27 protein-coding genes and 3 pseudogenes are annotated in these 26,460 nt (G+C 37.1%); 19 read left to right on the top strand and 11 right to left on the bottom strand.

The window, feature by feature from the left end:
• Window position 1: 1 nt before the first annotated feature.
• Genes lptB through NYG85_RS03280 form a run of 3 tightly spaced genes read right to left on the bottom strand, consistent with a single transcriptional unit; the run spans window position 2 to window position 1,366 of the window.
• Complete coding sequence (lptB, locus tag NYG85_RS03290; protein WP_284937052.1) at window positions 2-730, bottom strand: LPS export ABC transporter ATP-binding protein; 729 nt, start codon at window positions 728-730, stop codon at window positions 2-4.
• A complete protein-coding gene (tsaE, locus tag NYG85_RS03285; protein WP_284937051.1) occupies window positions 723-1,124 on the bottom strand; it encodes a tRNA (adenosine(37)-N6)-threonylcarbamoyltransferase complex ATPase subunit type 1 TsaE in 402 nt (133 codons plus the stop codon). The genes lptB and tsaE overlap by 8 nt, the downstream gene beginning before the upstream one ends.
• Entirely contained in the window at window positions 1,121-1,366 is a 246-nt protein-coding gene (locus tag NYG85_RS03280; protein ID WP_034966886.1) for an RNA-binding S4 domain-containing protein, read from the bottom strand. Before NYG85_RS03280 ends, tsaE begins: the two co-directional genes overlap by 4 nt.
• Before the next feature lie 107 nt (window positions 1,367-1,473).
• On the opposite strand from NYG85_RS03280, the pseudogene NYG85_RS12130 reads away from it, so the two are divergent.
• From NYG85_RS12130 to NYG85_RS12120, 18 genes and pseudogenes are all read left to right on the top strand, one after another.
• Window positions 1,474-2,625: pseudogene (locus tag NYG85_RS12130) on the top strand (FIST signal transduction protein); the annotation flags it as partial.
• A gap of 411 nt (window positions 2,626-3,036) precedes the next feature.
• Window positions 3,037-3,441 (top strand): annotated as a pseudogene (locus tag NYG85_RS12125) (methyl-accepting chemotaxis protein); the annotation flags it as partial.
• 65 nt (window positions 3,442-3,506) lie between these two features.
• The gene (locus NYG85_RS03270; RefSeq protein ID WP_284937049.1) at window positions 3,507-4,730 is read left to right on the top strand and encodes an argininosuccinate synthase; all 1,224 of its coding nucleotides are present in this window, start codon (window positions 3,507-3,509) and stop codon (window positions 4,728-4,730) included.
• A gap of 8 nt (window positions 4,731-4,738) precedes the next feature.
• Complete coding sequence (gene rplI, locus NYG85_RS03265; protein ID WP_284937048.1) at window positions 4,739-5,188, top strand: 50S ribosomal protein L9; 450 nt, start codon at window positions 4,739-4,741, stop codon at window positions 5,186-5,188.
• Window positions 5,188-5,730, top strand: coding sequence for an ATP-dependent protease subunit HslV (gene hslV, locus NYG85_RS03260; protein WP_284937047.1), 543 nt, complete (start codon window positions 5,188-5,190; stop codon window positions 5,728-5,730). The genes rplI and hslV overlap by 1 nt, the downstream gene beginning before the upstream one ends.
• Complete coding sequence (gene hslU / locus NYG85_RS03255; protein ID WP_284937046.1) at window positions 5,730-7,052, top strand: ATP-dependent protease ATPase subunit HslU; 1,323 nt, start codon at window positions 5,730-5,732, stop codon at window positions 7,050-7,052. Before hslV ends, hslU begins: the two co-directional genes overlap by 1 nt.
• Window positions 7,053-7,061: 9 nt before the next feature.
• Window positions 7,062-7,937, top strand: coding sequence for a GTPase Era (era, locus tag NYG85_RS03250; protein ID WP_284937045.1), 876 nt, complete (start codon window positions 7,062-7,064; stop codon window positions 7,935-7,937).
• Between the two features lie 50 nt (window positions 7,938-7,987).
• Window positions 7,988-9,523: a C4-dicarboxylate ABC transporter gene (locus tag NYG85_RS03245; RefSeq protein WP_284937044.1), complete on the top strand. Its 1,536-nt coding sequence runs from the start codon at window positions 7,988-7,990 to the stop codon at window positions 9,521-9,523.
• Window positions 9,523-10,176: a type 4a pilus biogenesis protein PilO gene (locus NYG85_RS03240; protein ID WP_284937043.1), complete on the top strand. Its 654-nt coding sequence runs from the start codon at window positions 9,523-9,525 to the stop codon at window positions 10,174-10,176. Before NYG85_RS03245 ends, NYG85_RS03240 begins: the two co-directional genes overlap by 1 nt.
• Complete coding sequence (locus NYG85_RS03235; protein ID WP_284937042.1) at window positions 10,176-10,571, top strand: hypothetical protein; 396 nt, start codon at window positions 10,176-10,178, stop codon at window positions 10,569-10,571. The genes NYG85_RS03240 and NYG85_RS03235 overlap by 1 nt, the downstream gene beginning before the upstream one ends.
• Window positions 10,552-12,033: a pilus (MSHA type) biogenesis protein MshL gene (mshL, locus tag NYG85_RS03230; protein ID WP_284937041.1), complete on the top strand. Its 1,482-nt coding sequence runs from the start codon at window positions 10,552-10,554 to the stop codon at window positions 12,031-12,033. The genes NYG85_RS03235 and mshL overlap by 20 nt, the downstream gene beginning before the upstream one ends.
• Window positions 12,026-12,841, top strand: coding sequence for an ATP-binding protein (locus NYG85_RS03225; protein ID WP_284937040.1), 816 nt, complete (start codon window positions 12,026-12,028; stop codon window positions 12,839-12,841). The genes mshL and NYG85_RS03225 overlap by 8 nt, the downstream gene beginning before the upstream one ends.
• Window positions 12,834-13,694: a CDC27 family protein gene (locus NYG85_RS03220; RefSeq protein ID WP_284937039.1), complete on the top strand. Its 861-nt coding sequence runs from the start codon at window positions 12,834-12,836 to the stop codon at window positions 13,692-13,694. The genes NYG85_RS03225 and NYG85_RS03220 overlap by 8 nt, the downstream gene beginning before the upstream one ends.
• Window positions 13,691-14,230: a hypothetical protein gene (locus NYG85_RS03215; protein WP_284937038.1), complete on the top strand. Its 540-nt coding sequence runs from the start codon at window positions 13,691-13,693 to the stop codon at window positions 14,228-14,230. The genes NYG85_RS03220 and NYG85_RS03215 overlap by 4 nt, the downstream gene beginning before the upstream one ends.
• Window positions 14,230-15,963 (top strand): GspE/PulE family protein, encoded by a 1,734-nt coding sequence (locus tag NYG85_RS03210; RefSeq protein ID WP_284937037.1) that lies wholly within the window; start codon window positions 14,230-14,232, stop codon window positions 15,961-15,963. The genes NYG85_RS03215 and NYG85_RS03210 overlap by 1 nt, the downstream gene beginning before the upstream one ends.
• The gene (locus tag NYG85_RS03205) at window positions 15,960-17,204 is read left to right on the top strand and encodes a type II secretion system F family protein (RefSeq protein ID WP_284937036.1); all 1,245 of its coding nucleotides are present in this window, start codon (window positions 15,960-15,962) and stop codon (window positions 17,202-17,204) included. The genes NYG85_RS03210 and NYG85_RS03205 overlap by 4 nt, the downstream gene beginning before the upstream one ends.
• 17 nt (window positions 17,205-17,221) lie before the next feature.
• Window positions 17,222-17,728 (top strand): PAS domain-containing protein, encoded by a 507-nt coding sequence (locus NYG85_RS03200; protein ID WP_284937035.1) that lies wholly within the window; start codon window positions 17,222-17,224, stop codon window positions 17,726-17,728.
• 573 nt (window positions 17,729-18,301) lie between these two features.
• Window positions 18,302-19,003: pseudogene (locus NYG85_RS12120) on the top strand (methyl-accepting chemotaxis protein); the annotation flags it as partial.
• 56 nt (window positions 19,004-19,059) lie between these two features.
• Here the strand turns inward: NYG85_RS12120 and NYG85_RS03190 are convergent.
• The 5 genes from NYG85_RS03190 to NYG85_RS03170 all read right to left on the bottom strand — a co-directional run bounded on the left by NYG85_RS03190 (window position 19,060) and on the right by NYG85_RS03170 (window position 23,333).
• A complete protein-coding gene (locus NYG85_RS03190; RefSeq protein ID WP_284937033.1) occupies window positions 19,060-20,052 on the bottom strand; it encodes an N-6 DNA methylase in 993 nt (330 codons plus the stop codon).
• Entirely contained in the window at window positions 20,033-21,280 is a 1,248-nt protein-coding gene (locus NYG85_RS03185) for an HsdM family class I SAM-dependent methyltransferase (RefSeq protein WP_284937032.1), read from the bottom strand. Before NYG85_RS03185 ends, NYG85_RS03190 begins: the two co-directional genes overlap by 20 nt.
• Window positions 21,281-21,354: 74 nt before the next feature.
• Window positions 21,355-21,969 carry a hypothetical protein gene (locus tag NYG85_RS03180; protein WP_284937031.1) on the bottom strand — a complete coding sequence of 205 codons (615 nt, stop codon included), beginning with the start codon at window positions 21,967-21,969 and terminating at the stop codon, window positions 21,355-21,357.
• Between the two features lie 3 nt (window positions 21,970-21,972).
• On the bottom strand, window positions 21,973-22,416 hold the full coding sequence (locus NYG85_RS03175; RefSeq protein WP_284937030.1) for a GatB/YqeY domain-containing protein: 444 nt from the start codon (window positions 22,414-22,416) through the stop codon (window positions 21,973-21,975).
• Between the two features lie 2 nt (window positions 22,417-22,418).
• Window positions 22,419-23,333, bottom strand: coding sequence for a Ppx/GppA phosphatase family protein (locus NYG85_RS03170; protein WP_284937029.1), 915 nt, complete (start codon window positions 23,331-23,333; stop codon window positions 22,419-22,421).
• Window positions 23,334-23,424: 91 nt separating this feature from the next.
• On the opposite strand from NYG85_RS03170, the gene NYG85_RS03165 reads away from it, so the two are divergent.
• On the top strand, window positions 23,425-24,969 hold the full coding sequence (locus NYG85_RS03165) for an inorganic phosphate transporter (RefSeq protein WP_284937028.1): 1,545 nt from the start codon (window positions 23,425-23,427) through the stop codon (window positions 24,967-24,969).
• A gap of 23 nt (window positions 24,970-24,992) precedes the next feature.
• Here the strand turns inward: NYG85_RS03165 and NYG85_RS03160 are convergent, their stop codons facing one another.
• Genes NYG85_RS03160 through fliS form a run of 3 tightly spaced genes read right to left on the bottom strand, consistent with a single transcriptional unit; the run spans window position 24,993 to window position 26,456 of the window.
• A complete protein-coding gene (locus tag NYG85_RS03160) occupies window positions 24,993-25,811 on the bottom strand; it encodes an adenylosuccinate lyase (RefSeq protein ID WP_284937027.1) in 819 nt (272 codons plus the stop codon).
• Window positions 25,812-25,861: 50 nt separating this feature from the next.
• A complete protein-coding gene (locus NYG85_RS03155) occupies window positions 25,862-26,089 on the bottom strand; it encodes a hypothetical protein (RefSeq protein ID WP_284937026.1) in 228 nt (75 codons plus the stop codon).
• Window positions 26,079-26,456, bottom strand: a complete 378-nt coding sequence (gene fliS, locus NYG85_RS03150) for a flagellar export chaperone FliS (protein WP_284937025.1) — start codon at window positions 26,454-26,456, stop codon at window positions 26,079-26,081. The genes NYG85_RS03155 and fliS overlap by 11 nt, the downstream gene beginning before the upstream one ends.
• Window positions 26,457-26,460 lie beyond the last annotated feature (4 nt).

The raw sequence follows: 26,460 nt of genomic DNA, 5'->3' as shown, positions 1-26,460 counted from the left end.
TTTACTCTAAGAGTTTAAACTCTTCGCCAAGGTAGTGTGTGCGGACATTTTTGTCGTGAGCGACTTCGTTTGCACTGCCGCTAGCTAGAAGTGAGCCGTCTTTTATCACGTAGGCTCTGTCGCAAATGGCTAGGGTTTCACGCACGTTGTGATCGGTTATTAGCACGCCGATACCTAAATTTTTAAGATCTCTTACAATGCTTTGAATATCGCTAACAGCTATCGGATCAACACCTGCAAAAGGCTCATCAAGAAGCAGAAATTTTGGCGTTATCATCAGGCTTCTAGCGATCTCACAACGCCTTCTTTCTCCACCGCTTAAACTCACGCCCTTTCTTAGGCGAATAGGCTCAATGTTAAGCAGTTCAAGCATCTCATTTACCTTTTGTTCGCACTCTTTTTTATCTTTATAAATCAGCTCAGCGCCCAAAAGCAAATTCTCCTCAACGCTTAAATCCTTAAATATTGAAGACTCTTGTGGCAGGTAGCCAATGCCCATCTCGGCTCGTTTATGAAGTGGCACGGCAGTTACATCTTTATCATCTAAAAACACACCGCCACTACTTGGGCTAATTAGCCCACAAATCATATAAAACGTGGTCGTTTTACCAGCCCCATTTGGCCCAAGAAGCCCCACGACTTCGCCACTTTTTATCTCTAAGCTTATGCCTTTTATAATCTGCGTCTTTTTTATCGTTTTTTTAAGCTCTTTTACCTGTAATTTATGCACCGCTAACCTCGTATTTTCTTGCGTTTTGTTCTAAATTTATCGTTATTTTTATGTATTTTAGGGCGTATTTGTCTAAAATTTTCTCTAAATTTTCATCGCCCCACTCAACCAAATGAAGTCCGTCTTCAAAAAAATTCTCAACCAAGCCATTTTTTATAAGTCCGTCCGTGCCGTTTTGATAAATATCGTAGTGATAAATCACTCCAAATTTACCGCTGTAACTTTGCATTACCGAAAATGTCGGAGAGCTTACATCATCATCTACGCCGTGAAATTTAGCTATCTGTTTAACAAGCGTAGTTTTGCCACTTGCAAGCGTGCCAACAAGCAAGATAATGCCCTGTTTTGGTAAAATTTCAATTAGCTTTTCTAGCTCATTTTCTTTTAAAATCATAGCTGTTTTACATACTCGCTTTGTGCTGATTTTGGGATTGATTTTGTCGTTGGTATTGCTAGGACTTGATAACTTATCTCATTTGTTATAAATTTTATCGTGATTTTATCGCCGATTTTGACGTCCTTACTAGCTTTTGCAACTACGCCGTTAATGCTAACGACACCACTTTTACACATATCCTCTGAAACCGCTCGCCGTTTTGTGATATTTACGACATTTAAAAATTTATCAACTCTCATAACGCCGATTTTATCAAAAAATATTTAATAAATATTTATTTTTTTATTTTTACATAAAATTTTTTTGCTAAAATTATTGTATAAAAATCACAGCAAGGAGTTAGTAAATGTTTGGTTTTGGCAAAAAAGAGCAAAATCCCCAAAATTTCTCAAAAGATATAGTAAGCTTGTATCTAAGCGGTAACGACATAGAAACTAAGCTAAAAAACGTAAATATGAAGGTAAAATTAGCCATTGGCTACACTATGCCAAATGTTGAGCTTTCAAGCGTGGCTTCACGCATAAAATCAGCCCTGCCAAGCGGCGCTACGCTCATTATGGCTAGCTCATCTGGGCTTTTGTGTAGCTATGATAATGATAAAATCAGGGATAAATTTTACGGCGGCGATGCGGACTCAAATGGCGTTACGTTAATGCTTTTTGATGAGAAGATGATTGCGAATTTACACGTGGCTACGATTGATTTGGGGCTTGGTAGAAATTTTAGCGTAAATGACCAGATTAAATACATTGAGCGTGAATTTTCAAACGTCAGCACCGGTTTTAGGGTAAAAAGCGAGGACACCTTAGCCTACACGCTAATTGACGGACTTAGCGGCAGCGAGAGCTTTTTTATGGAGGCGGTCTATAACACCGGGCATTTGCCTTGCTTTTATATCGGCGGTAGCGCTGGCGGTAAGCTTGATTTTTCAGGTACTTTTATCTACAACAACCAAAGCGTCGTTCAGGGCAAAGCCGTAATTACTTACATTAAATTTAATCCAAATTACCACTTTGGCGTATTTAAAACGCAAAATTTTCAAGACACCGGCAAGAAATTTAGCATTCTCTCAGCCGATTTAAGAAACCGAACGATTTATGAGTTTTTAGACACTTCAAAATATGAAGCCGTTAGCGTTACAGACGCACTTTGCGAGCATTTTAAATGCGATATAAACAGCCTTAATAAAATGATGGCTGAGTATGCATTTGGAGTTAAGATAAATAACGAAATTTACGTCCGCTCTCTGCTTGATTTTGACCAGCAAAACAAGGCGATGAGAGTGTATTGTGACATTGACAGCGCCGAGGAGCTTTCGGTGCTAAAACGCATTGATTTTGCCGAAGCCACAAGGGCTGATTACGCTAAATTTCAGGCGAATAAGCCAAAGCCGCTTGGTGCGATTTTTAACGACTGCGTTTTAAGGCGTTTGCAAAACACGAGCGGACTTGAAAATTTAAAGATGTTTAAAGAATTCCCAGTCGTTGGATTTTCAACCTTTGGCGAGTTGCTTGGCGTAAATATGAACGAAACTTTAACAGCCGTGTTTTTCTACAAGCAAGAGGGCGAATTTAACGATGAATACGTAAATACTTTCGCTAGAAGACTTAGTGAATTTAAGGCGTATTTCTTAGAAAGAAAGATAGCTCGTTTAACTTTAATTAACAAAATCAACGAAACGATGCTAACTCAGCTAAAATCAAGTGTGCCGATAATTTCAGGCGTTTCTGACGCTTTAAAAGAAATTTCAGGCGGATTTGGCAATGTAAAGGGCAGTTTAGCTGATGTCAATGCGAAATTTGGCGAGTTTTCAAACTACCTAAACGAGAGCTTGGTGCAAAATTCCGAAAAAATCAATCTCCAAGATGACGTAACCCAGCTTTTAAACAACATTAGCGATCTAAACAGGGTTTTTGAGATTATCTCTGAAATTGCCGACCAAACGAATTTACTTGCGCTTAACGCTGCTATTGAGGCAGCTAGGGCTGGCGAGCACGGCAGGGGTTTTGCCGTGGTTGCCGATGAGGTTAGAAAACTAGCCGAGCGGACACAAAAATCGCTTGGAGAGACCAGTGTTTCAATAAAATCAGTCGTTGAAAGGGTTGAGTCAATTAGCGAAAACACCAAAAATACGAGTAAAGATATGCTTGATATCCAAGAAAAATCATCTGTGATTTCAGCGACAATCTCTGAGCTTGTTAAAAATACGGATAAAATTTCAACCCAAATTGAGAGCAAAACAAGCGTTGGCGATGAGCTTGATAGCGAGTTAGGCAAGATAAAAGTTTATGAGAACTTGTTAGAAAAACTCTAATTTTACATAAATTTAAAAATTTTTTGTATAAAATCGTCTGATTTAAACCAAAAGGAGTTAAAAATATGAAAAAAGATGTTAAAAAGGTCGTTCTAGCCTACTCTGGCGGACTTGATACGAGTATTATTTTAAAGTGGCTTCAAGATGAGTATAAGTGCGAAGTCGTAACATTTACCGCCGACATCGGTCAAGGCGAAGAGCTTGAACCAGCTAGAATCAAAGCCTTAGAGCTTGGCATAAAGCCTGAAAATATCTTTATTGAGGATTTAAAAGAGGAATTTGTGCGTGATTTTGTATTTCCTATGTTTAGAGCAAATGCCGTTTATGAGGGCGAGTATCTACTTGGCACATCAATTGCGCGTCCGCTAATAGCTAAACGTCAGGCTGAGATCGCCTCTTTAGTAGGAGCTGACGGCGTTAGCCACGGAGCTACCGGCAAAGGCAACGACCAAGTCCGCTTTGAGCTTGGATATTACGCACTTGGCGATAACCTTACAATCATCGCTCCTTGGAGAGAGTGGGAGCTAAACTCACGCGAAAAATTATTAGCTTATGCTGAGAAAAACGGCATAAAAATAGAGAAAAAACCGGGCAAAAGCCCATACTCAATGGACGCAAATTTACTTCACATATCTTATGAGGGCTTAGTGCTTGAAAATCCAGCAAACGCCCCTGAAAAAGATATGTGGCGATGGACGACTGACCCAAAAGACGCGCCAAATGAGAGCGAAATAATAGAAATTGGCTATGAAAAGGGCGACCCAGTTAGCATTAATGGCAAAAGGCTAAGTCCGGCTGAAATTTTAACCGAGCTAAACCGCCTAGGCGCAAAGCACGGCATAGGCAGACTTGATTTGGCTGAAAACCGCTCTGTCGGTATGAAAAGCAGAGGTTGCTATGAAACGCCGGGCGGCACAATAATGCTAAAAGCACACAGAGCCATTGAGAGCATTACGCTTGATCGGGGTGCTGCTCACCTAAAAGATGAGCTTATGCCAAAATACGCCGAGCTAATCTATAACGGCTACTGGTGGTCGCCAGAGCGTTTAATGCTTCAAGCTTTAATTGACAAGAGCCAAGAGAACGTAAATGGCTGGGTTAGGGTTGAGCTTTATAAAGGCAACGTAATAATCCTAGGCAGAGATAGCAAAACCGATAACCTATTTAACGAGGCGTTTAGCACCTTTGAAGAGGATAATGTTTTTGACCAAAAAGATGCGAACGGCTTTATAAAATTAAACGCACTTCGCTTTATAATCGGCAAAAAAGCTGGTAGAAAATTTAAATAAGGATAAAAATGAAAGTTTTATTAATAAAAGATGTAAAATCGCTTGGCAAGGCTGGCGAGATAAAAGATGTAAAAGATGGCTACGCAAACAACTTTTTAATAGGCAAAGGTCTAGCAAAAGCCGCTACGCCAGATGTTTTAAGGCAATACGAAGCCGCGCAAAAACGCAAGGCTGAGGAGCAAAAATACGAGTTAGCAAACATTGAAAAGCTAAAAGCCGAGCTTGAAAAGATAAAAGTCGTCATTAAAAAACCACTTGGTGCAAATGGAGCGTTATTTGGCTCGGTTTCAAAAGATGAAATTTCAGCCGAGCTTGAAAAAACGCACCACTTAGTCGTGGATAAAAAGAGCATTGAGATAGAGAGCGGGCACCTAAAAGCGGTTGGAATTTACACGCTTGACGTGCGTTTAGGACAGGGAATTCACGCTAGTTTAAAAGTAGAAGTTGAGGGCGAGTAGTGTTTCACGCAACGACCATTTTAGCCTACAAAGGCAAGGATAAATCCGTAATCGGCGGAGATGGGCAAGTAAGCTTTGGCAACACCATTTTAAAGGGCAACGCCGTTAAAATTCGTAAAATCAAAGACGGCAAAGTCCTTGCTGGTTTTGCAGGTAGCACCGCTGATGCGTTTAATCTTTTTGATATGTTTGAAAAGCACCTTGAAAGCACAAAAGGCGACCTTTTAAAGGCGGTTATTGAGTTTAGCAAAGAGTGGCGAAAGGATAAGTATTTACGCAAACTTGAAGCGATGATGCTCGTTTTAAACAGAGAGAAAATTTTTCTATTAAGCGGGACTGGCGACGTTATTGAGCCAGAAGACGGCAAGATAGCGGCGATTGGCAGTGGCGGTAACTACGCACTTTCAGCAGCTAGGGCTCTTGATAAGCTAGCCGACATTGACGCTGAAATTTTAGTCAAAGAAAGCCTAATGATAGCCGGAGAGATTTGCATTTATACAAACACAAACATAAAAACTTACGTGATTGAGGATGAAAAATAATGAATATGACACCAAGGCAGATTGTTGATTTTTTAGATGATTACGTCATCGGACAAAAGGATGCTAAAAAAATAATCGCAATCGCACTGAGAAATCGTTACCGAAGAATGAAGCTTGAAAAAGAAATTCAAGATGACATAATGCCAAAAAATATCCTAATGATCGGCTCAACTGGCGTTGGCAAAACCGAAATTGCAAGACGGCTCTCAAAGATGATGGGACTGCCATTTGTAAAGGTTGAAGCTAGTAAATACACCGAAGTTGGCTTTGTAGGACGCGATGTTGAGAGTATGGTAAGAGATCTTGTAATGGCGTCTTTTAATCTCGTAAAAAGCGAACAAAGCGAGAAAAATCAGGACAAAATCAACGCCTACATTGAAGATAAAATCATCAAAAAACTGCTCCCACCGCTACCAAAGGGCGCAAGCGATGAGAAAATGGCTGATTATGAGCGAAGCTATGAAAAAATGGTGGCGAAATTTAAAAACGGCGATTTAGATGATTTAAACATTGAGATTGAAATCCAGCAAAACGCCCTTGATACCAACTCAAATATGCCGCCCGATATGGCTCAAATGCAAGAGAGTTTTATCAAAATCATCGGCATTACGAATAAAAGCGTCAAAAAAGAGATGAAGGTTAAGGACGCTAAAAAAGCCCTTCAAGCCGAAGCGAACGAGAAAATTTTAAACATTGAGGACATTAAAGCCGAGGCGTTAAGACGCGCTGAAAATGAGGGCATAATTTTCATTGATGAGATTGATAAAGTAGCTGTTAGTAGTGGCAATTCTGGTCGCCAAGACCCAAGCAAAGAGGGTGTCCAGCGTGATTTGCTCCCTATCGTTGAGGGTTCACTTGTTAATACCAAATTTGGCAACATTAAAACCGATCATATTTTATTTATCGCCGCTGGCGCCTTTCACATCTCAAAGCCAAGCGATCTAATCCCAGAGCTTCAAGGACGCTTCCCACTTCGCGTGGAGTTAAGCAGTCTTGATGAAAAGGCACTTTATGCGATTTTAACCCAGCCAAAAAATTCACTCTTAAAGCAATACACGGCGCTTTTAAAGACCGAAAACGTTGAGCTGAAATTTGACGATGAAGCGATCAAAGAGATAGCCAAAATCGCTCAAAACGCAAACGAAAGTATGGAGGATATCGGCGCTAGACGGCTTCACACCGTGATTGAGCGTGTGATTGAGGATATTAGCTTTGAAGCTAGTGAAAAAAGTGGCGAAAGTATCGTAGTAACCGCCGACTTGGTAAGAGAGCGACTAAATGATGTCGTAAAAGACCAAGATTTAGCAAGATACATTTTATAAGGGTAAAATTTGAAGTCTGGCTTTGTTAGCATAATTGGCCGCACCAACGCTGGTAAAAGTTCGCTTTTAAACGCGCTTTTAAACGAAAAAATCGCCATAGTTTCGCACAAACAAAACGCAACGAGGCGAAAGATAAACGGCATAGTTATGCACGAAGAGGATCAAATCATCTTCATTGACACGCCCGGACTTCATCAGAGCGATAAAATTTTAAATAAACTTATGGTTGAAGACGCCATAAAATCAATGGGCGACTGCGACGCTATCTTGTTTTTATCCACTATCCACGATGACATTAGCGACTATGAGAAATTTTTAAGCCTAAATCCTCAAAAACCGCATATTTTAGTTTTAACTAAGGTTGATGAGGTCAAAAATGACAAGGTTTTAGCCAAAATTTCGCAGTATCTAAAATTTCAGGATATTTTTACCGCTCTCGTGCCATTTAGCGTAAAATCAAAGAGCTATCAAAAACCGCTCCTTGATGAGATCGCTAAAATTCTGCCAGAGCACCCATACTTTTTTGACCCTGAGTTTATCACAAACACAAACGAAAAAGAGATTTTTAGGGAGTTTATCCTTGAAGCCATTTATGAAAATTTAAGTGATGAAATCCCTTATGGTAGCGATGTTTTGATTGATAAAGTCATAGAAAAAGCGGGCATAACCGAAATTTACGCCACAATCATCACTGACACAAACAGCCACAAGGGCATAATTATTGGCAAAAACGCCCAAACGTTAAAGCGTATCGGCATAAACGCACGAAAACTTATCTCAAATTTAACCCAAAAGAAAATTTTTCTAAAACTAAACGTTTTGGTTAAAAAAGGCTGGGTTAAAGATGAAAAGTTAATAAAAAAGTTATCTCTTATTGATATTTAATTTAAAATTTTGTAAAATTAGTGAAAATTTTATTAAAAATAAGGTTTGCTATGCTAGGCAAAAGGAAAAAATCTACTGAAAATGCGATAGTTACCATTGACCCTTACTTGGAAACCGCATTTAAATTCTCGGGAAATGAAGTTGAGATTTTAGACCCCACAAAGGATAAAAATCACAAAACCAACTTTTACGTTTCTTATCTTAAACTCAAACACCTGACGACTTCTATCGTTGAAGTCCCACGAAGTATCGGCGAGGACGATTTAGCTAACGTAATCTCAATTAAAATTTACGAAGAGCTATCGCTTGACGCTGCTGTTGATTACAAAATTTCATACATTGAAGTGCCAAACTCATCTGGCGAGACAAGATCATTTAGCGTGTTTGCCATTGATTCAGAGAGCATTGCTAAGATTTTTCAACCAGTCGTAAATAGCGTAAAATACATTGACTACGTTGTTTTAGCCCCACTTCTTTATGGTGCTGCTTATAAGAAAAATCTGCTAGCAAACAACGAAGTTGATTGTTTTATCAATATCTCAAAAGATGACGCCTTTTTAACCATTTATCAGGCTGGCGAGTATTTTGTAACTAGACCGCTACGTTACAGCCTTAGCTACATTAAAGATAAATTTTGCGAGCAAACTGGCGAAAGACTAAGTGAGCAAGGATTCATCACCGCCCTAAAACAGCACGGCTTAAACGGCGAAGATGAGAACTCAACATTCTCAAAAATGCTAAGTTACGTTATTGACGACTGCTTCTCTTATGTTTCAGATATCATAAACAGCGTTAGTAGAATTTATGGCTTAACCATTGCAAATGTCTATTTAGATGTTGAAACTGGACAGGTTAAGGGACTTGCTGATTATGTCGGTAAAAAATTAGAGATAAATACCAAAGATTTAGCCATAAATTTAGCTATAAATTCACGTGAGTTTAATATCTCACAACAGCACAATTTAATGGCAATTGAAGCAAAAGACTATCAAGAAAACCTAAACGATGAGTTTAACTTCTCTGTCTTTAAACGCCCAGCACCATTTATGCAACGCCACAGCGGTAAATTTATAATGACAATCGCTGGTGCTTTAATTTTAAGCCTTGCATATCCAATTTTTAACTACGGCTACGGCTATTTTTTACAGCATAATGCCGATATTAAGCAAGAAGAGTATGACGTTTTAAGTGCCTTAGAGCGTGATATTAAAAACAAACTTGCAGCCATAGCAAAAGAACAAGAAAGCACAAGGGCTGCCGTAAAGAGCGAAGAGGAGCGACTATCGTTTAGAAAGAAACTACTCCAAGAAATTTACGACAAGAAAAATAATTATAAAATGAAAAGTATAATACTTTCAGATTTAAGTGCCTTGCTTGATAAAAACGATGTCAAACTTAAAGAAATTTCAGGTGGTAATGAAAAAATCGTCCTAACCGTTAAATCGGACAACGATAAAAAAATCACCGAACTAATCAAAGACATAAGCGACGAGCAGGGCAAATTCTCGGTTTCTACAAAAGAGATTCGCCAAATACCGGGCATTAAAAAAAGCTTTGAGAGCAATATCAGCGTGGAGTTAAAATAATGGAGAATTTGTTACTAAAAATAGATAATTATTTTGATCAAAAGAGCCAAAATGAGGGTATGGTGCTAAATTTTGGTGCGGCTGCTGTGATTTTTGCTGTCATTTTTTTACTGCTTTTTACTCCGTCAATGGACTACTTTGAGGAGTCAGAAACAAGGTTTAATGACATTGATACAAAACTAGCCAACACAAAGTCAAATATCAAGCTTTACAGCTCGCCAGACGGACTTGATACGAATTTTAAAATCAACCAAGAAGCGACAAAGCTAAACTTGCTAAAAGCCACACTTGCTGATTTGCAAAAGTCAAATTTATACTTTGATGGCAAGTTAAGTGAGCTGTCGTTTTTGCTATTTAATGAGCAAAATTGGGCTGATTTTTTAGATAACATAGTCTTTTTAGCCAAGGCAAATAACATTAAAATTTCAAGAATTACAAATGAATTTAAAAATCCGGGTTATCAAAAAGTTGAGCAGTTTTTAAATATCGGCTTAACGATAAGCGGGAATTTTAAAGATTTAGTAAGCTACATAAATAAAATTGAGGAGTCAAAGTTGGTTGTGGATATTAATAAACTAGACATCAACACAACAACGACAAGTTCGGCACTTGATGCAAAATTTGGCATATCGGTTTGGGGGATGAAATACTAATGAAACTAGGTAAATTTGCACTCTTAGCCCTTTGCTTTATCTCGCTAAACGCTCAAAAGAGCAGCGATGAGCTGTTTGATAAAATTTCACAGCAAAGAGTCGGTTTAAGCGATGAGAAGTTAAAGGCGATAAAAAACCCATTTATACAAGTAAAATCAGATAGTAATTTGACCCAAGAAGGTGGCGATGTCGCAACAAGTGGCGATATTCTCATAAAAGCCATAGTTTCAAGCAGAGTTAAAATCAATGAGAAATGGTATAAAGTTGATGATGAAGTAAGCGGTCTTACTATCACAAAAATTTCACCAAATAGCATTGAGGTTAAAAACAGCGAAGGCAAAATAGAAGAAAAATCAATAACAAGGAAAAACGCTAATGTTACTTTCAGCAAATAAAATGAAAATTTTTATCCTATCACTCATTCTTTCGGTAGGTTCTCTAAACGCAGCCCAAAGCGGTTGTCTAAGTAAAAATTTTAGTATTAAAGTTGCCGAAGAGGCAAGTCTTGGCGAGGTTATCAATCAGCTATCTGATATGTGTAATTTTAGCGTGATAGCAAAGGACGCATTTAGTAAGAAGTCGCTTGGCGAGCAAGCCATTGGCATAAATATCAAAAATATGCCATTAAGCGGTATCTTTGATATACTTTTAAGCGAGAAAAACCTAAATTACGAGTTTGCAAACAATGTCCTTAAAATTTCAGCCCTAAAAACAAAGACCTTTAAGATTGATTATATCACTTCAATTAGAGAGGGTAAGGCTGTCGTTAAGGCAAATGTGGATTCAAATCCAAAAGAGGTCAGCGGTGATAGCTCATCAAGCGACACAGAGAGTAGCGATAGCACAAACTCAGACAATATCATCACAAGCACCGAGAAATTTGACTTTTGGGCGAAGATTGATGCTGAGTTAAAGGCTATTGTAAACAATTCTAGCGAGGAGCTTATAGCACCAGATCCGATTATAAATCCAAACGCTGGACTTATCACCGTTACAGCTATGCCTTCACAGCTAAAAAGGGTAGAAAAATACATTGAAGATATGCAAAAACGCCTTAAAAAGCAGGTCATCATTGATGTTTCAATCATCTCTGTAACCCTAAACAACGAATATAGCAAGGGTGTTGATTGGTCGCAGTTTCAGCTAAGTTTTGGTTCTAGCATAGGCAAAAACTGGACAAATAAAAATAACCGCTTACAAGACGGCTTTGAAAGAGTGCTAACAGCAAATGCTAGTTTAAATTTAAACATTGACGGTGTCCTAAATTTTCTTGAAACAAATGGCAAAGCAAAGGTAGTTTCAAGTCCAAAGGTTACTACTTTAAATAACCAACAAGCCATAATCTCGGTCGGCGATACGATAAATTATAGAATAGCAGAAGAGGGCACAAGCACGACTACATCTGATACCGTTAGCACGACCTATACAAACTACTCAATGTTTATAGGAATTTTATTAAATCTACTGCCAGAGGTTTCAGATGATAATAAAATTATGCTTCGTATCAACCCATCTTTAAGCTCATTTAAATATAGAGAAGATGATGCAAAGCAGAGCACGCCACGTGAGATAGCGCCTGATACGCTTCAAAAGAAACTATCAACCGTCGTTCATGTAAATAGTGGCGACACCATTATACTTGGCGGACTTATCGGTCAAACAAAAGGCAAAGACAATACAAAAGTCCCACTTCTAGGTGATCTACCATTAATTGGCAATGCCTTTAAAAGCACGACTGACCGCATAAAAACAGAAGAGATTATCTTTGTCATCACTCCAAGGGTTGTTGATATAGATAATACAGACACGCAAAACACACTTAAAGAGCTTGGATTTTCAAAGTCAATATATGAGTAATATTTACACAAAAATAAAAGACATCTTTATTGAGGACGATAACACGGACTGGTTTATCAACCTAGACCAGTCTGTTAGTTGCTATAAAAAAATTCTTTCTGCCCTAGAAAAGCCGTTAAAACTAATTCTCTTTTACGGCAAACCGGGCAGCGGTAAGACTTTTTTACTAAATAAAATCGCAAGAGATTTAAAAGACAGAAACGACATTATATTTTTCACACATCCATTTTTTAGCGAAAAGGACTTCATAAACGCCGTTTATAAAAAAATTTTTGGCGATATAAACGATGAGATTGCAAATTTTGAGAGCTTTTTAGAAAACTACTCACTAAGACAGAAAAACAGCGATGAAATTCTAAAAGTCCAGCGAATCGTGATACTTGATGAAGCACAACTCTATCCGCCAGAGCTAATTGAGAAAATTCGCCTTATGGCTGATAGCAGGTTTTTTAAATTTTTATTTACAATTCACAAAACCGAAAACGAAGACGTCTTAGCAAAGGACTATTTTCAAACTAGAATTTGGGAGAGCATTGAGCTTAAAAGTGCCGATTTAAGCGAAACAAGACTATATCTACAAAAAAAGCTAAATGAGTTTTTAAAGGATATAAATTTCAGCGACGATGACTACGAGCTAATCCAAAAATTCTCTAATGGCAATTTAAGAACCCTAAATAAATTAATGTATAAATTCTTTGAAATTTGCGAGAGCTACGAAGCAAACCAGCCCTCAGCACTAACCACAGCCGATAAAAACAAAAAGATAATTTATATGTCAGCCATAGCTACGGAGGCCTTAGATGCTTGATTTTAAAGAGGTAAAGGCACTTGAAGAACGCTACAACGACTACATTTTACGCACTCAAAAAAAGCCAAAATTAGAGCTAAAATTTAACCCAAAATGGCTAAAATACGCAGTTGTTACATTTGGCTTTTTAGTGATTATTTTAACCCTAATCTTTTCTAAACTAGCACCAAAAGAGGAGCAAAAAGAGCAAAAAATAGAGATAAAGCAAGAGAGCAGAAGCGAAGTGGCAAAACAAAAATACGAAAACGAGCAAGAACAAAATGAACTAGCAAATAAAATCGTAAAAAAGATAGAAGAAAAAATAGCCGTTGAAGCAAACGTAAGCGAAATTTTAAATGACAAACCAAGCGAAAAAAAAGCTACAATCCCACAAGGTTGGCTTAGACTAAACGAGATAGAGCCACAAACCGACTATGTAAGTAGCGAGATAAAAACAAAAGAGCAACGCCAAATCATCACACCACCACAAGATGAGATGATAAATTTTGAGCCAGAAAAAATAAGCCAAACACCAAAGCAAAAACCAAAGGTGCAAATAGAGGTAACACAAGGCGAAGTAAGCCACACAGATGAGCTTATCGCTAAATTTGAAAAGTCAAAAAATATTTCGTATGCACTTGAATTAGCTAGGCTGTTTTTTGATAACGGCGATTATGAAAACACGATAAAATGGGCTTTGAGTGCCAATGAGATAAACAGCGACAATGAAGAAAGCTGGGTAATTTTTGCAAAGGCAAAGTATAAGCTAAATCAAAAAAATGACGCTTTACGTGTCCTAAAAGCATATAACAAAAGCAAAAATTCAAAGGTCATCTCAAACCTTATTAAACAGATACAGGACGGCACTTTATGAGAAAATTTTTACTGCTTTTTGCATTTTTTATAAACGCTTTTGCGCTTAGCACGAGCGAAATTTTAAGCCTTTATGATAGCGGTCAATATAGACAAGTTTGTTCAAATGCTGTTGAGAAATTTTTTAAAGAGAACAACGATGAGGCAGTGATAAATATGTATGCTAGCTCTTGTCTTAAAATTCACGAGATAAATCGCCTTTCAACGCCGATTTTTAAGCTAGTTAGGACAAAAAGTGCAAGAGAAAATGCCGCATATTTTGCCGATATTTTATTTAAGAAAAAGTTGCTTTATCACGCAGTGATTGATGATGTTGATATTAGCTACATTAGACTGCCTAGAAGTGATTATATTTTGTCAATGATTTTTGATAAATTTGTAAAAAAAGAGTATGAAAAGGACGGCGATGTATATGTTTTTAAAGAGCCAAATTCAGATACTTATTATGAGTTAGCCAAAAGCGACGATGAAGTGCAAAGGCTGATTTTAAGAATTTACAAAAACGATGACATAGTTTCAGAAATTGAGTATTGGTGATGAATACAAGCGAAGAGATTTTACTTAAAAATTTGCTAGAACAGCAAAAAATTACACAAGCACAAAAAGATGAGTTTAGCGCGTCAGATAGACCGCTTTTAGAGCTTATCACGCCACTTTTAGGCGATGATGAGATTACGCAAATTGTGGCTGATTTATACAGGCGAAGCAGGGTTGATATAAATGGCATTGTAAAAGAGCTTGGGCTAAATGCTAAGGAATTTTTACAGCACATAGCCGCTGCTTTTAAGCTTGAATTTTTTGACCTTGATGAGATTAGCATTGATTATAGGATCGCCGAAAAAACGGGTATGGCAAACATTAGAAAGTTTGAAATTTTGCCTGTTAAAGAAGATGAGATTAGTATTCACATTGTGTTTAAAAATCCATTTGATGTTATCACACAGGATAAAGTTCAAAATTTATTTAACCGAAAGCTTGTTAAAATCGCAGTCGCCGACCCAGCACAGATTGATAAATACGCAAATAAATTAGAGCTAAATGAGAGCATTAAGGACTTAGTCGCCGAGATTAGAAAAGAGCTTTCAAGCTCGGCAACAGCAGCTGGCGGTGGCGATAGCTCTGGAATTTTAAAGCTAATTGAGGTGATTTTAAAGACAAGTATTCAAAGCAGGGCAAGCGATATTCACATTGAGCCAACAGAGACAAATTGTATCGTAAGAAGCCGTATTGATGGGCTTTTAAGCGAAACATTCATCTTTGATAAAGATATCTATCCGCCAATGGTTAGCCGTATGAAGCTACTATCAAATATGGATATCGCCGAGCGTAGAAAACCACAAGACGGCAGATTTTCAGCACAAATTTTAGACAGAGAGTATGATTTTCGTATCTCAACCTTGCCAATTTTAAATGGCGAGAGCATAGTTTTGCGTATTCTTGATAAGTCAAAGGTCGTTATTAGTCTTGAAAATTTAGGTATGCACCCAGAAAATTTTAATAAATTTAAAAAGGCAATGAAAGCACCTTATGGCATTATCTTAGTTACTGGACCAACTGGTAGCGGTAAAACGACCACACTTTATGCGGCACTAAATGATATAAAAAGCATTGATACAAAAATCATCACCGTTGAAGACCCAGTGGAGTATCAGCTAAATTTAATCCAGCAAGTCCATGTAAATGAAAAAGCCGGACTTAGCTTTGCAACCGCACTTAGGTCAATCCTTCGTCAAGATCCAGATATCATAATGATAGGCGAGATCAGGGATCAAGAGACGCTTAGGATTGCTATTCAAGCCGCACTTACCGGACACCTTGTCTTTTCTACACTTCACACAAATGACGCCATTTCGGCACTGCCACGTATCATTGATATGGGTATTGAGCCGTATTTGGTTAGCGGTGCCTTAGTTGGCATTGAGGCTCAAAGGCTAGTAAGAAAGCTCTGCCCACACTGCAAGCAAAAAATCACTCCGCCAAAGAGTGCTATGGTGGATTTTGAGCATTTCTTGCCTGAGGGCTATCAGTTTTACACGCACGTTGGGTGTGAAATGTGTGCTAGGACTGGATATATGGGGCGTGAGATGATTAGCGAAATTTTGCCAGTTAGCGACCATATCCAAAATTTAGTCGCAAATGGCGCCTCAAAAGAGGAGATAAAAAAGGTAGCCTATGAAGAGGGCTTTATTGATATGTTTAAAGATGGAATTTTACGTGCAGCACGTGGCGTAACGACCATTGAAGAAGTTTATAGGGTGGCTAAGGTATGAAATTTTTTGATGTTGAGTATATTGAGAATGGCAGACGCCAAAAGATAACGCTAAAAGCAAACAGCAAAAGCGATGTAAAAAACATCGCCGCTGCTAGAAACTACGGTATGATAGTAAAAATCGGCGAAACGACAAATATCCCACTAGCCGATAGAATCAACGAATTTGGCGACACGATGATGAGAATGGTTATTAAGCCAAAGCTAAAAACGCCAACGCTAGTGGCTACAATCCGCCAACTTAGCGTTATGACAAATGCGGGAATTTCTATCCACGACAGCGTTAAAGAGATAGCAAAATCATCAGATGATAAGCGTTTGCAAGAAATTTTTAACACAATTAACGAGGATTTAAATCAGGGTGCGAGTTTAACAGACTCCATTATGGCGTTTAAAGATGAGTTTGGCGATGTTACGATTGCGATGATTAGACTTGGCGAAAATACCGGTAATATGGCTGAATCCCTTGCAAAACTAGCTGAAATTATGCAAGAGGTGTGGGATAATCAGCAGAAATTTAAAAAAGCCATTCGCTATCCTATCACCGTTATTATCGCTATTGTGATTGCGTTTGCGATTATGATGCTCTCTGTTGTGCCAAAATTTAGGGAGATTTTTGAGCAGTTAGGGGCGAATTTGCCGCTACCAACGCAAATGCTTCTTGGCATTGAGAGTGCGTTAAGTAATTACGGCATAATCATCTTAGCGATTTTTGTCGGCACTATATTTTTTGTTAAAAAGACCTACAATAAAAGTTTGGAATTTAAAAAGAAATTTGATAAATATATGCTAAAAGTCTATCTAATCGGCAATATCTTATTCTTTTCAAGCCTTAGCCGTTTTAACCTAGTCTTTGCCGAGCTTGTCCGTGCTGGTATCCCGATAGCAGAAGCCCTTGATACAGCGGTTTTAACCGTTACAAATGAGGAGCTTAAAAAGAAGCTTTCAAGTGTTAAAATTCTAGTCGGTCGTGGCGTGAGTTTGACAGAGAGCTTTAAAGATACCGAGCTTTATGAGAGTATGCTTTTACAGATGATAAATGCTGGCGAGCAAAGTGGTAGCCTTGATGCGATGCTTGAAAAGGTTACGGACTATTATAAAATGAAATTTAATGATATAATAGACAATATCTCAACATATATTGAGCCGATTTTATTAGCCGTTTTAGCGGTTATGGTTACATTTTTGGCACTTGGCATATTTATGCCTATGTGGGATATGGCACAAGCCGTTAAAAACTAAAATTTAAAGGGTAGAAAATGTCAAATGCTACAAACGTTGAACGACAGGTTAGCGAGAGTGCCTTTTTGGTTTCAAAGACCGACACAACAGGCAAGATAACCTATTGTAACATACCATTTATTGAGATTGTGGGGGCTAGGGGCGATGAGCTAATTGGCAAACCTCACAACATTGTCCGCCACCCAGATATGCCTAGACTTATCTTTAAGCTACTTTGGGAGCGAATTAAAAACAAACAAGAAATTTTTGCCTATGTGAAAAATCGTAGCTTTGACGGCTCATTTTACTGGGTTTTTGCAAATATCACCGCCTCGCTTAATGAAAATGGCGCTATCGTTGGCTACTATTCAGTCCGCCGTAAGCCAAATCCAAAGGCGCTTGAAGTGATAAAACCACTTTATGAAAGGCTATTATCAGCCGAGAGAAGTGGCGGTGTTGAGGCATCATCTAGGCTTTTAGATGAAATTTTAAAAGAGAAAAATATAAGCTATGATGAGTTTGTAAATAGCTTACAAAGAATGTAAGGGGTCTTTATGTTTGGTAGTAAAAAAAAGGTAAATTACGAAGAGATTTTAAACGTTATTAAGGCGGCTAGAAATGGAATTTTAGAGCCACGTATCATCAATCCAGACCCAAAAGACCCAATGGGCGAGATTGCACTTGGGATTAATGATTTGCTTGATCAGATTGAAGCATTACAGCGTGAAATGGCGACTTGTGTTAGCAAAGCAGAAGAGGGTGTGGGATATAGAAATATCTTTGTTGAGGGATTTAGGGGGCTTTTTAAGACAAATGCTGTGTTTATGAGCGATGGTGTTGAGGGGATAAAGGCTGGACAAAAGGGCAAAACTAGGGGTATTTTATCTGAGAAATTTGGCTCTCTTGGCAATGGTAGTAACGGCATTGAAGAGGTGCAAAACGACCTAAACGCAAGCATTTTAAACCTGACAAATATGGCAAATATCGCAGAAGAAACCTCAAATACTGCAAATGAAACGCTAAAAAATATGCAGGATTTAAGCCAAAATATGTCATCGCTTGAAAATTTAATAAACAATTCAGCTCACGCAATTCACACGCTAACTTCAAGGACTGATGAAATTTCATCGGTTGTTGGGCTTATTAAGGATATTGCTGAGCAGACAAATCTGCTAGCACTTAATGCTGCCATTGAGGCGGCACGTGCTGGCGAGCACGGCAGGGGCTTTGCTGTCGTGGCTGATGAAGTGCGAAAACTAGCTGAAAATACGCAAAAAGCTACGAGTGAGATAAGTATTAGCATTCAGACTTTACAGCAAGAAACAAAAGAGATAAGCCACAACTCGGATGAAATAAACCGCATAGCACAGGCGGCAAACGTAAGCGTTGAGATGTTTAAAAACACGCTTATTAAATTTAACGAGGACGCCAAAACTACGGCTCTAACTTCAAAATATGTTGAAAATAAAACATTTAGCATAATCGCTAAAATTTCACAAATCATCTATAAAACCAAGGCTTATGCTGATGTGATAAATGAGCGAACTAGCATTGAAGTAATGCAAGAGATGGCTCATAATTTTAGCCAGTGGTATGAGAATGAGTGTGCTGAGAAGTTTAAGCAAACTCCATCTTATAATGCTTTAAGACCGCTTGTTAGCGAGTTTAATGGCGTTGTTGAGGAGATAGTAAAAATCAACAAGAACGGCTACGATAAGTCAAATATAAACCTAATCGCCGATAAATTCGCACGTGTTGAAGCTATCAGCTCAAATATCTTTAAACTTTACAACCTAATGGTTGAAGAGGTTAAACACTAAAATTTAGGGGCTTTTGCCCCTAAATTGGCTTAAACGTGATTGCAAAAACTTAAAAACTACATATATTTTGAAATTTCAAATTGCTTTATAAAATTCTCCATATACTCAAAATCAAGTTCGTTTTTGTTATTTTTTACTGGTAGTTTTATTGTAGTTTCTTTTGGCACATCAGAAATAGTTTGTCCGTGTCCTATTGTTTTAAATAGTCTTTCAGAAATTAAAACACTAATATAAAATTTGGCGTATTTGCTAATATCTGATAGATGTTTAGAAAAAGAGCATATTAATGCAAAATTTGTAGCACAAAAATCATATTCTAAATAATATGTTTTGCCACCACCGCCATCGCCACCACAAATTATACATATTTTGTCATTGTAAATTTCAATAGGATTTTGTCTAAGTCCGCCAATTCCATTATTGTCTTTTTTAGCTACAACAAGTGGAATTCCGCCATCTTCATATTTATTTTCTATCTTTCTATCTATTGATTTTTCTCTTCCTTTTTTGACTTTATAAATCAAATTGCTTATTAAAAAACGCTCAAAAGCAAAAGGCTCTTGTATGATTTTTGTTGTATTAATATTAGAAGCTTCCAAAGATTTTCCGCATAAAATTTTTGCACTCACATACTCTCTGATATATTTTTGAAATGTAGATTTCTCAATATCAACTGGTCTGTGTGAGCTGTAAGCTTCAAACAACAATTCATCATTTGCATTTAGTTTTTTCTTAATAGCTCTAAATTCATTATATTTGCCACGATAAGCATTTAAAATTTCTTTTTCTATATCTGACCATTTATCGAAATTATCTACTCTTGCTTCATTTGATACTTCAAAACCATCATCTAGGCAGTTTATTAATAGTGTTTCATTGTTTGTATTTGAGCCATTTTTGTGTAATACAATAATGCAAGTATCTGCACCAACCGTATAAAATAAATCTCTTGGCAATGAAATTACAGCTTTTAATTTTGAAATTTTAAAAATCTCTTTTAAATAATCTACATTTGCAGATATTGTGCCTTTAACGCTTGGCTTTGGCAATATTGATACTAGAACCCCCCCCCATTGCCATATACTGTAATGTTTCGTAAACAAATTTTAATTCAATATCTTTTTGTGAAAAAGGTGGGTTCATTAAAACCTTTGTATATAAATATTCTAAACCTTTTAATTTAGTAAAACAATTTTCATTATATATATTTGAAGCACCATCGCCGTGTAAAAGCATATTTATACCAGCAAGAGTTGCGTTAAATTCATTAAGTTCTATACCAAATAATCTATTGCTTTTTATATCAATTTGCATTTTTTGAAATTCATCATCGTTTAACTTTAAACTTGACGCTTCATTAAACATATTAGCCATTGCATTTGTTAAAAAAGTCCCACTTCCACAAGTTGGGTCTAAAATAAAATCATCTTTACTACAATCACCTAATTTATACATTAATTGTGCTATGTGGTCGGGTGTAAAAACTTCGCCTTTTTCATTTGCATTGGCAGAATTCCATCTACGAAAAACCTTTAAAAAGTTATTCATAATATCGTGTCCTTTATAATCATCTGCCGAAATATTAATAAAATTATAGATTTTAGAAATTTCAGCTATTATGCTATAAAGGTCTTCAAATTTAGCTTTTTTTAATGTGGCATCATCTAAAACTTTCTTTGTTATAAACTCTTTTTTAGATCTACGATTTACTGGATTATCGCTTATTATCTCTTGTATTCCTATTGCCACACTTTTTAAAATTGTAGCCGTATTACCTGATAAATCTATTTCTTTACCATATTTCATACATAAAATCACAGCACCTATAAATGGGACGTTCATCTGTTTATCAATGCCTGAATCTCTAAATAAATTTGCTAGTTTTTTAGCACTAATATTTACAATTATTTCATTGTTGATTTTTTGCGGAAAGTATTTTCTTTTGTAATAATCTTTATCTTGTAATTCTTTTTCATTATCTTTAAATTTACCATTTATATAACATTTAAAATCTACACCATTATAAGCAAAACCTACAAAATTTACATTACTTTCAAGCTCCATATAATCGTTTAATTGCCCTGTTAATTTTTTATTTTCAGCTTTGGCATCAAGTATAAAAGTAATACCTTCATAATAATAGTATCCATCAGGTTTTGTAGATTGTTTTGTATCTTTTTTATCTTTTTTGTAAATAAATAAAGAGCCATCTGTTTGATTTTTTAGTCCCAATTTTGCAGAAAATTCATCTACAATATTAAACTCATTTTTTGCCATTTCTACTCCTTTGTTTTATTAATATTTTAAAAATAAAATATTTTTTTGTATAAGAAAATGAAAAATTTATTATTTTATTTTAAAATATCCTCATACGCTTTTAACATTTTTGAAATTTTTGAGTTTTTTGCTCCGTTTATTGCGATATCGTTGTCAAAAAGCATTTCAAAAAATCCGCTTTGGTCGCTAATGCCAAGCATATCATTTGGCAAAAGCCCAGTTAAAATAGTCGCCTTAAAACAAGCGTCCTTATCGCCACTTCGGCTCTGGCACTCCGATGAGTTTTTACTAAATGTGCTAATAACCTTTCGTATAGCGTCATCACCGCTACTTTGAATCTGCTTAGCTAAATTAAGCGTGTAGGCGTATTGTTCTTTAAAAATTTCATCGCTAGTGTTTTTTAGGGCAAAGTCTATCAAATTAATGCCCTTTTTGATATCTTGCTGTGTGCCAAGCCCTAAAACATACGACACACCAAGCACTTCGCACGCATCAACAAGCCCCTTTTGGCAATAACTTTCGTGCATTTTAAAGTCCTTTTCAAACTCATAATTATCAAAATCGCCACTATCTTTTGAGAGATACTCTTTAAAAACGCTCCTAAATTTGCTGCCACTTAGCGGTTTTATATCTAAATCGCTTGCAAAAAGGCAGATAGCAAAGACTAAACAAAATTTTAATGCTCTCATAATCTATCCTAAAATTTGCTTTGCAATTTCGCTGATTCGCTTTGCATCAGCACTGGCTTTAAGTCGCTCTTTTGCCGTTTTTACCAACGCTCCAAGCTCTTTTATTGAGTTAAGATTTAGCTCGTTTTTTATCTTTAAAAGCTCGTTTTTTAGCTCATCATCGCTTAGTTGTGCTGGGAGGTATCTTGCGATTAGCTTTGCTTCATCTTGCTCTTTTTGTGCCAAATCAAGCCGTCCGCCATTTAGATAAATCGCCCTTGCGTCATTTCGCTTTTTTATCTCCTTTTGCAAAATCGCCAAAATCGCCTCATCATCTAGCTTTTCTCTCGTGTCAATCTCAACCTGCTTAATTGCCGCACTTAACGTCCTTAACGCATCTCGCTCAAAGTCGCGTTTTTCTCTCATTGCTGACTTTATGTCATCTGCGATTTTATCTTTGATACTCATTTTTACCCCTTTTTATGAAATTTCAAAATCTTATCAAAAATGCCCTTAAAATAAGCAACTCCAAGCCCCTCTCTAAGTCCGTCATCAATGGCTAAAATTTCGCCGTTAAAATCGCTTAAAAGCTCTTTTAAAAGGCTCATACCAGCTACGACTAGCATTTGGCGATTTATGCCGACAAACTCAACTGCCAAGCTCTCATCTAAGGCTAAAAGCCACGCCCTAAGTGTGCTAAAATCAGCCATTTCTAGCTTTGTGCCGTTGATTTTATTAGCGTCATATTCATCGTATTTTAGCCCTAGTTTTAGCGACGCCATTGTGGTTGCTACGCCAGAGGTTAGCACTATTTTGGCTACTTTTAGCTGATTTAGAAATTCCTTTGCTTCTTTTACCACGTTTTTGGCGTTTTTTTCTAGTAAATCTGGTGTTTTGTAGCTTTCAAAAAATGTGATGATACCAAAATCAAAGCTCCTAAATTTTTCATTGCCACTAATCTCACTGCTAGCACCGCCAAGGTCAATGAAAGCGAGATTTTGGCTTGAAATTTTAAGTCTATCTAGGGCATTTAGGACGCCTAAATTTATAAAATTTGCCTCGCTTTCGCCACTTATTAGGTTAAAATTTATGCCGTAATTTTCTCTTATTTGTTTAAAAATCTCATCTGAATTTGTAGCAATTCTAAACGCAGCCGTAGCCACAGCTAAGTGCTTTAAATTTTTAAAGTCAAACTGCCTTAAAGCCTCGCTTAAAGCCCCAAAAATTCGCTCTTTTGCCTCTTTTGTAATCTCGCCATTTTCTCTAAGTCCCCTAGCACTGCCTACAATCCTTTCAAAGCTGTTTTGAACGTGGCAAATGCCGTTTTCTTCGTAAATTTGTGCTATTCTAAGGGTGTTTGAGCCTAAATCAATGCAGATTAACATTTTTGTTACCTTTATATTTTATTTTTGTTTATTTTAGCAAAATTTGACAAATTTAATTGTATAATTGCAAATAAAATGTAAAGGAAAAACTTTGACGCGCGATAATCTCTTTGCAACGATTGCCTTTGTGCTGTGTTTGGCTTGGTTTTTTAGTTGGGGTGTGGGTTACATTTCATCGCACTATTATCTGTTGTTTTTTGTGGCAAGTGCCTTTGGAATTTTTATGGCGTTTAACATCGGCGGTAACGATGTTGCAAATAGCTTTGGCACGAGCGTGGGAGCTAAGACGCTCACTTTAAAACAAGCCCTTGTGATTGCAGCGATTTTTGAGCTAAGTGGCGCTGTTTTTGCCGGTGGAGAGGTTACAAACACGATACGAAACGGCATTATTAGCTTCTCTGGGCATAAGGTTGAGCCTATGCAGTTTGTTGCTATTATGATGGCAGCGCTTTTAAGTTCTGGAATTTGGCTCTTTGTGGCTTCAAAAAAGGGCTTACCAGTATCTACCACGCACTCAATTGTAGGCGGTATCGTGGGTGCTGGCGTGGTTATGGGGTATAGCTCTTATGGGGCTAGCGAGGCGTTTAAAATGGTCTCGTGGAGCGAGATTGGTAAAATCGCCGTTAGCTGGGTAATTTCGCCGTTAATGGGTGGAATTTTATCTTACATTGTTTATGGCTACATAAAAAGAAATATCATAAATCCGACTAGACAGCTTAAAATTTCGCTAAAAAATCTAAAAAAAGAGCGTAAAAAATATAAACAAGAATTTATTGAGAGCCTAAAAACTCGCCCTGTTGATGAGCAAATTCAAACGCTTTCACGTATGGCGATGATTGATGAGGACGACATTAAAGACGGCGAATACAGCGAGTATCGCTCAAAAATTAAGATAATGAAAGAGCACGAAAAACAGCTTGACACCTTTGCTTCTGTTAAAAAGCACGTGCCATTTATCGCTGGGTTTGCAGCCATTATCATCTCATCAATGATGCTTTTTAAGGGGCTAAAACACCTAAATCTAAATTTTAGCATTATTGAGAGCCTTTGGATTTTGTTTGTCATCGGCGTGGTGGCGTATTTGGCTAGTTTTGCTATCATTAATGTAATGAGTAAAAACGATAGCGAAAAGAGCATAAACCGCATTTTTTCGTGGTTTCAAATTTTTACCGCTTCGGCGTTTGCATTCTCTCACGGCGCAAATGACATAGCAAATGCCATTGGTCCATTTGCGGCGATTTTGGACGTTTTAAGGACTGGCGAGGTGAGCGATACGAGCCTGATACCAGCCATTGTTATGGTTACATTTGGCGTTTCGCTAGTTGTCGGACTTTGGTTTTTGGGTAAAGAGGTGATTATGACCATTGGGTCAAAACTGGCTGAAATTTTGCCTACGACTGGATTTAGCGCTGAGCTTGCTTCAAGTATCGTTATACTTTTAGCTACAAAGCTTGGAATTCCAGTTAGCTCAACGCATATTTTAATCGGTGCCGTGCTTGGCATTGGCATAATTAACAAAAACGCAAACTGGGCAATGGTAAGACCGATACTTCTAGCTTGGGTCATCACACTGCCAACGGCAGCTATCTCATCTGGAATTTTCTATATCGTTCTTAATAACTTTTTGCTTGGCTAAATTTGGGGGTTTAACCCCAAATTTTAGGCACTGATGAATTGTTCTTGGCTTTTAAAAAACGGCTTTAAGCCCTCATAAGCCCTTCTAATCTCTTCAAATTTTTGTCTGTAAGCACTTTGGATATTTTGTGATTTATCGGCGTGGCGGTCTGGGTGATAGAGCTTTACAAGCCCTAAATAGCTCTCTCTGACCTCATCAGATGTGCTTGTGGTGTCGCAGTTTAGAACTTTAAAATTATCTTCAAGCAAATTAGCAAGTGCTACAAAGCGGTTTATGAATTTTGATGAGTTTTGCACTTTGAAATTTCGCTCAAATTTGGCAAATTCATCAAAATCATAGTTAAAATCCACGATGAATTTTAAATGCTCTTTTTTTGAAAATAGCGTTTTTAAGGTATTAAAATCGCTCTCGTTTTTGATTTTTAAATTTAGTCTTGTTTGGCTGATTTTATGGCTGTTATCTTTAAAGGTCTGCAAAATGTAGCCAAAAAACGCCTTGTCGTTTTGATTTAACCGAAAGACAACCTCATCCTTTACAAAATAGACATTCACAGATAGCACCTTGGCTAGGGTGTTTTCTTGGACGTAGTTTAGCTTTATGGTTTTATACTCCACAAAGGCTAAATTTAGCGGTTTGCCACTCTTTTTCTCAAAAATTTTGGCTAAAAATTTAAAGAAATATTTTCGCTGTGGCAACTCGGTTTCTTCATAAAACGAGATGATTTTGCCTTTGCTTGAAATTGTTTTTTTAAAATTTTTATTTATCAACTCACTTAGCTCACAAAACAGCCTGTCATCGGATGTTTTTATGCTAATGCTCTCTAATGTGTGCGTAATATCCATAAAATTCTCCAAAAAAATTTTACGGATTAAAGCAATAAATGTTCCAAAAATTAGTTTGCGTATTTTTTTGCATTTAGAAGTTTTTGCATTTCGCCTTCTAAATGCACCTTTTTTGACTTAAAAAGCTCAATGGCTAGACTTGTTAGGCTAGCCGCTTCGTTTAGCTGGTCTAAATTTTCAAACTCATTTTGTTTGAAATTTTGAGTTAGTTTAATAATCGTATCAATATCCTCGTTTATAACCGAAATTTTAAGGCTTTTAAGCCACTCACTCGCCATTTGTTACCTCTTTCCAAGCTTCGTTTAGCTGTTTTACGACGTTTGTAACTTCGTTTAAAATTTCAATATCATTTTTGATATTTACCATTGCTAAAAGCTGGATTTGGCGTGTGTAAAGTCCGCTTAAATAGTGTGCTACTTCGCCTTGCGTGTAGTCAAGCGAGTTTAAGAGCTCCACAAAAATGGCGTTTGTTCGGTTTATGTAATAGACCTTTTTTTCAAAATCGCCACTCTCAATCGCCTTTTTGGTGCGAAAGATAAAGCGTAAAATGCCGTCATAAAGCATTCCGATTAGTTTTGTAGGGGACTCAATGCCCCCTATACTTGATTGTGCGTAAGCTTGGTGTGCTAGGTTATTTGCTGCCATTTTT

The sequence above is a fragment of the Campylobacter gastrosuis genome (genome assembly GCF_030249845.1).
In the GTDB taxonomy this organism is placed as follows: Bacteria; Campylobacterota; Campylobacteria; order Campylobacterales; family Campylobacteraceae; genus Campylobacter_A; species Campylobacter_A gastrosuis.
The sequence above is the reverse complement of the archived record's forward strand: the minus strand, read 5'-3'. Positions and strand labels throughout refer to the sequence as shown.

What these genes read in the sequence shown, in the direction of transcription:
- tsaE (WP_284937051.1), bottom strand. Translation starts at nt 1,124, where the DNA reads ATGATTTTAAAAGAAAATGAGCTAGAAAAGCTAATTGAAATTTTACCA.
- NYG85_RS03200 (WP_284937035.1), top strand. Translation starts at nt 17,222, where the DNA reads ATGTCAAATGCTACAAACGTTGAACGACAGGTTAGCGAGAGTGCCTTT.
- NYG85_RS03155 (WP_284937026.1), bottom strand. Translation starts at nt 26,089, where the DNA reads ATGGCGAGTGAGTGGCTTAAAAGCCTTAAAATTTCGGTTATAAACGAG.
- mshL (WP_284937041.1), top strand. Translation starts at nt 10,552, where the DNA reads ATGTTACTTTCAGCAAATAAAATGAAAATTTTTATCCTATCACTCATT.
- NYG85_RS03170 (WP_284937029.1), bottom strand. Translation starts at nt 23,333, where the DNA reads ATGTTAATCTGCATTGATTTAGGCTCAAACACCCTTAGAATAGCACAA.
- NYG85_RS03180 (WP_284937031.1), bottom strand. Translation starts at nt 21,969, where the DNA reads ATGAGAGCATTAAAATTTTGTTTAGTCTTTGCTATCTGCCTTTTTGCA.
- NYG85_RS03185 (WP_284937032.1), bottom strand. Translation starts at nt 21,280, where the DNA reads ATGGCAAAAAATGAGTTTAATATTGTAGATGAATTTTCTGCAAAATTG.
- NYG85_RS03280 (WP_034966886.1), bottom strand. Translation starts at nt 1,366, where the DNA reads ATGAGAGTTGATAAATTTTTAAATGTCGTAAATATCACAAAACGGCGA.
- NYG85_RS03160 (WP_284937027.1), bottom strand. Translation starts at nt 25,811, where the DNA reads ATGGATATTACGCACACATTAGAGAGCATTAGCATAAAAACATCCGAT.
- NYG85_RS03270 (WP_284937049.1), top strand. Translation starts at nt 3,507, where the DNA reads ATGAAAAAAGATGTTAAAAAGGTCGTTCTAGCCTACTCTGGCGGACTT.
- NYG85_RS03215 (WP_284937038.1), top strand. Translation starts at nt 13,691, where the DNA reads ATGAGAAAATTTTTACTGCTTTTTGCATTTTTTATAAACGCTTTTGCG.
- NYG85_RS03210 (WP_284937037.1), top strand. Translation starts at nt 14,230, where the DNA reads ATGAATACAAGCGAAGAGATTTTACTTAAAAATTTGCTAGAACAGCAA.
- NYG85_RS03245 (WP_284937044.1), top strand. Translation starts at nt 7,988, where the DNA reads ATGCTAGGCAAAAGGAAAAAATCTACTGAAAATGCGATAGTTACCATT.
- NYG85_RS03220 (WP_284937039.1), top strand. Translation starts at nt 12,834, where the DNA reads ATGCTTGATTTTAAAGAGGTAAAGGCACTTGAAGAACGCTACAACGAC.
- NYG85_RS03240 (WP_284937043.1), top strand. Translation starts at nt 9,523, where the DNA reads ATGGAGAATTTGTTACTAAAAATAGATAATTATTTTGATCAAAAGAGC.
- NYG85_RS03205 (WP_284937036.1), top strand. Translation starts at nt 15,960, where the DNA reads ATGAAATTTTTTGATGTTGAGTATATTGAGAATGGCAGACGCCAAAAG.
- NYG85_RS03235 (WP_284937042.1), top strand. Translation starts at nt 10,176, where the DNA reads ATGAAACTAGGTAAATTTGCACTCTTAGCCCTTTGCTTTATCTCGCTA.
- rplI (WP_284937048.1), top strand. Translation starts at nt 4,739, where the DNA reads ATGAAAGTTTTATTAATAAAAGATGTAAAATCGCTTGGCAAGGCTGGC.
- NYG85_RS03175 (WP_284937030.1), bottom strand. Translation starts at nt 22,416, where the DNA reads ATGAGTATCAAAGATAAAATCGCAGATGACATAAAGTCAGCAATGAGA.
- NYG85_RS03225 (WP_284937040.1), top strand. Translation starts at nt 12,026, where the DNA reads ATGAGTAATATTTACACAAAAATAAAAGACATCTTTATTGAGGACGAT.
- hslU (WP_284937046.1), top strand. Translation starts at nt 5,730, where the DNA reads ATGAATATGACACCAAGGCAGATTGTTGATTTTTTAGATGATTACGTC.
- fliS (WP_284937025.1), bottom strand. Translation starts at nt 26,456, where the DNA reads ATGGCAGCAAATAACCTAGCACACCAAGCTTACGCACAATCAAGTATA.